Origin of the sequence: Kitasatospora sp. NPDC091257 (assembly GCF_044757675.1) — a bacterium.
GTDB classification, from domain to species: domain Bacteria; phylum Actinomycetota; class Actinomycetes; order Streptomycetales; family Streptomycetaceae; genus Kitasatospora; species Kitasatospora lactacystinica.
The window spans coordinates 1-1,893 of sequence record NZ_JBIVVI010001492.1; the positions used below are offsets into that span (position 1 = coordinate 1).

General features: G+C 74.5%; 1 protein-coding gene. It reads left to right on the forward strand.

The annotated features are described in order from the left end of the window. Nucleotides 1–409 precede the first annotated feature (409 nt). Nucleotides 410–1,648, forward strand: coding sequence for a PP2C family protein-serine/threonine phosphatase (locus tag ACIQOV_RS39640; protein WP_401055767.1), 1,239 nt, complete (start codon nucleotides 410–412; stop codon nucleotides 1,646–1,648). Nucleotides 1,649–1,893 lie beyond the last annotated feature (245 nt).

The window sequence follows — 1,893 nt, forward strand, 5'->3', positions numbered from 1 at the left end:
CCACCCCGCCCCCCAACAGCCGTACGCCGCCGACCGGTTCGGCGCCCCGCCGGAGCCCGGAGCCGGCCGCCCCGGCGGCTTCCCCGGCCCCGCGCCGCGCCGCAACCGCCTGGCCGTGCTGGTCCAGTTCGTCCTCCAGTGGATCTACGCGCCGCTCTGGGTCCTCGGCCTGGTGCTGCTCTTCGTCGTCCTGCTCCTCGCGGACTACAGCGGGGGAGGTCCCGACTCCGACGGCTGGCTGAAGGTCAACCGCAGCTTCGTCCCGCCCCGCCGGCTGCGGGCCGAGCTCTCCGGCAGGCCGGAGCACTGGGAGCGCTACGTCGCCCCGATCCTGGCCCGCCGGATCGCCGCCGCCGAGGCGGCGCACGCGGCCGGCGACGGCGAGGTGCGGGCCGACCTCGGCCGGGTGATGCGGGTCGGACTCCCGCTGCGGTTCTACCGCGGTCTCGGCGCGGCCGGCGTGGTCCGGCTCGCGGAGCGGCACGGCTGGCACGGCGTGGCGTCCGGGACGGACACCGGGCACGTCCGCCTCGCCCGCCACTTCCCCGCCCCGGCCGCCCTGAACGCCCCCTCCCCGCAGGACCCGCCCGCCGCCCCCGGCACCCCGTGGGGCCCGCAGCCGGTCCGCTTCGCGCCGCTGCTGCCGTTCGTCCTCCTGCTCCAGGTCCTCTACGTCCCGGTGTACGGCCTGCTCACCTGCTGGGTGAGCCGCCCCGAGCCCGACCACTGGGACCGCTGGGGCGCCCGCTGGACCGTCGGCCCGCGCGCCTTCCGCGCCGAGTTCACCAACAGCCCCGCCGCCTGGGACCGCCACATCCGCCGCATCCTCGAACGCGACGCCACCCGCATCCTCGCCGCCGCCCGCCTGCGCGAAGCCGAACGACGCCAGCGCGAGGCCGCCGTCACCCTCCAGCGCAGCCTGCTCCCGCAGAAGCTCGACCAGCCGGCCGGCCTGCGGGTCGCCGCCACCTACCAGCCGGGCGGCGCCGAGGCCGCGGTCGGCGGCGACTGGTACGACGTGATCGCCATCGACGGCGGGCGCACGGCACTCGTCATCGGCGACGTCATGGGCCGCGGTCTGCGCGCCGCCGCCGTCATGGGCCAGCTGCGTACGGCCGTCCGCGCCTACGCCCGCCTCGACCTGCCCCCGCACGAGGTGATGCGCCTGCTCGACGGCCTCGCCATGGAGATCGACGCCAACCAGATCGCCACCTGCACCTACGCCGTCTGGGACCCGCGGCGCCGCACCCTCTCCTACGCCTCCGCCGGACACCTCCCCGTACTCCTGCGCTGCCCGGACGGCACCATCCTGCGCAGCGAGGAACAGAACGGCCCGCCGCTCGGCACCGGCGGCGGCCTGCACGTCTCCCACACCCTGCGCCTGCTCCCCGGTACGACCGGCGTCCTCTATACCGACGGACTGGTCGAGCGCCGGGACGAGGACATCGACCAGGGCCTCGACCTCCTGGCCCGCACCCTGGCCGGAGCCATGGGCGCCCCCGAGGTGATCTGCGCCCGGCTGCTGCGGGCGATGGGCGTGACCTCCGAGCACGACGACGACGTCGCCGTCCTGGCCTTCCAGCTGCCGGCGGAGGAGGAGGCCGAGAAACCGGTTGCGCCGGTTGACTCGGCGAGGCCGGAGGTCTAGTGTTCTTCGAGCTGCCTGGCAGGGAGCACCGGACACGCGTCAGCGCGGACGGTCCCGGGGCAGCCAATCCTCTGAAACACCACTTCCCGGTTCGGGCCGGGTCGCTTCGTCGTTTTCACGTTGCGGCCTGGTGCTTATTCGGCGTGCGCATTTTATTGGGTTGCGGTCGGATTCGCTTTTCGGAGCGGGGATCGGCTAGAGTTTGAAACGTCGGACGGGGCGTCAAACCCCGGAAGACACCGGCG

Coding starts and splice junctions, on each gene's coding strand:
- ACIQOV_RS39640 (WP_401055767.1), top strand. CDS start 410: ATGCGGGTCGGACTCCCGCTGCGGTTCTACCGCGGTCTCGGCGCGGCC.